The following is a 1,758-nucleotide window of genomic DNA, read 5'->3' as shown; positions in this document are numbered from 1 at the left end:
GGCCACCCCWGGGGTGRCCGGCCGCCGTCGTCGTATCGGGAGTGCGTAAGGCGCTACTTCTTGCCCTGGTTGGCCACTGCCTTGATGGACTCGGCGGCGGCCTCGGGATCGAGGTAGGTGCCGCCCGGGTTCAGCGGCTTGAAGTCCCCGTCCAGTTCGTAGACGAGCGGGATGCCGGTGGGGATGTTCAGCCCGGCAATGTCCGCGTCACTGATGCCGTCGAGGTGCTTGACCAGCGCCCGCAGCGAGTTGCCGTGCGCGGTGACCAGCACGGTCTTGCCGGCCTTGAGGTCTTCCTTGATGTCGGATTCCCAGTACGGCAGCAACCGGATCAGGACGTCCTTGAGGCACTCGGTGCGCGGCATCGCGTCGCCGAGGTCCGCGTAGCGCGGGTCCCCCACCTGGGAGAACTCGGAGTCATCCGCGAGGGGCGGCGGCGGGGTGTCGTAGGACCGGCGCCAGGTCATGAACTGTTCCTCGCCGTATTCGGCCAGGGTCTGGGCTTTGTCCTTGCCCTGCAGCGCGCCGTAGTGGCGTTCGTTGAGCCGCCAGTCGCGCTTGACGTCGATCCAGCCCCGGTCGGCCTTCTCCAGCGTGAGGTTCGCGGTGTTGATGGCCCGCTTCAGCCGCGACGTGTAGACGATGTCCGGGAGGACGTCGTTCTCCACCAGCAACTCGCCGCCGCGCACCGCCTCGGCACGTCCCTGATCGTTCAAGTCGACGTCCACCCAGCCGGTGAACAAGTTCTTGGCGTTCCATTCGCTGTGGCCGTGGCGCAGCAGAATCAGCTTGTAAGTCATGCTTTTTATCCTAGTCGAGCACCCGCGGACCGTGCCTTGCGTTACAGCGAAGGTCCGCTGCACCGCGGGTCGGCCGCAGGGCATTCCGGGAGCGGTCACGGGCCGCAGCCAACCCCGCGTTGGACGATAGGGTTGGCGTGTGGTGCAGAAGGCGAAGCGGGTGACCTCCCCCCGGACCCCCGGCGGGACGCAGGGCGGCCCCTCGGGCGCATCCCGGGCCGGCCGGCCGGTGGGCAACGTGACCCGCGGAACCACCAACCCCAACCGGATGCGGCGGGTGGACCGATGGCTTACCGGCCCGCAAGCCTGGCGGCTGCGGAACGCGGAAGATCCCCTGGTCGTGGACCTTGGCTACGGAGCGTCCCCGACCACCGCCGTCGAACTCTTCGACCGGCTCACCGTCGTCCGGCCCGACGTGCGGGTGGTCGGAATTGAGATCGAACCGGAACGGGTCCGGCAGGCCAAGCCGCTGGAGAGGCCGGGGCTGAACTTCCAGTTGGGCGGTTTCGAACTTCCGCTGCAGGGGCGGCCGGTGCTGGTGCGGGCCTTCAATGTGCTGCGGCAGTATGAGGAAGCTGACGTCCCGGCGATTTGGCGGCTGGTTCAGGACCGGTTGGCCTCCGGCGGGTTGTTCATCGATGGCACCTGCGACGAGATCGGGCGCCGGGTCACGTGGGTGGCGCTCGACGCCGGCGGGCCGCTCAGCCTGAGCCTGTCCATGCGTTTCGGCGGCTTTGAGCTGCCCTCGGAAATTGCCGAACGGCTGCCGAAAGCGCTCATCCACCGGAACGTGCCCGGGGAGAAGATTTATTCGTACCTGCAGGCGCTGGACAAGGCCTGGCTGGAGGCGGCGCCGCTGGCCTCGTTCGGGAACCGGCAGCGGTGGACGGCCATGTGCCGGTCACTGCGCGACGGCGGCTGGCCCGTGCAGGACGGCCCGACGCGCTGGCGCCTGGGC

Annotated in this window: 2 protein-coding genes; one reads left to right on the top strand and one right to left on the bottom strand. The window is 68.5% G+C overall.

Features of this window, described 5'->3' with window-relative positions; translation table 11 throughout:
* Window positions 1–53 precede the first annotated feature (53 nt).
* A complete protein-coding gene (locus AB4Y86_RS18190; RefSeq protein WP_441403550.1) occupies window positions 54–800 on the bottom strand; it encodes a phosphoglyceromutase in 747 nt (248 codons plus the stop codon).
* A 139-nt stretch (window positions 801–939) separates the two neighbouring features.
* Between AB4Y86_RS18190 and AB4Y86_RS18185 the strand changes: the two genes are divergently transcribed.
* Window positions 940–1,758, top strand: an 819-nt coding sequence (locus AB4Y86_RS18185) for a class I SAM-dependent methyltransferase (protein ID WP_441403549.1), incomplete at its 3' end; no start/stop codon positions are given.

The sequence above is a fragment of the Arthrobacter sp. 2YAF22_2 genome, from assembly GCF_052114645.1.
Taxonomy (GTDB): domain Bacteria; phylum Actinomycetota; class Actinomycetes; order Actinomycetales; family Micrococcaceae; genus Arthrobacter.
Note: the sequence above shows the minus strand (reverse complement) of the source record. Positions and strands in the feature narration are given on the sequence as shown.

Bases quoted from the DNA above. Each gene is read 5' to 3' on its own strand.
- AB4Y86_RS18190 (WP_441403550.1), bottom strand. From the start codon at position 800: ATGACTTACAAGCTGATTCTGCTGCGCCACGGCCACAGCGAATGGAAC.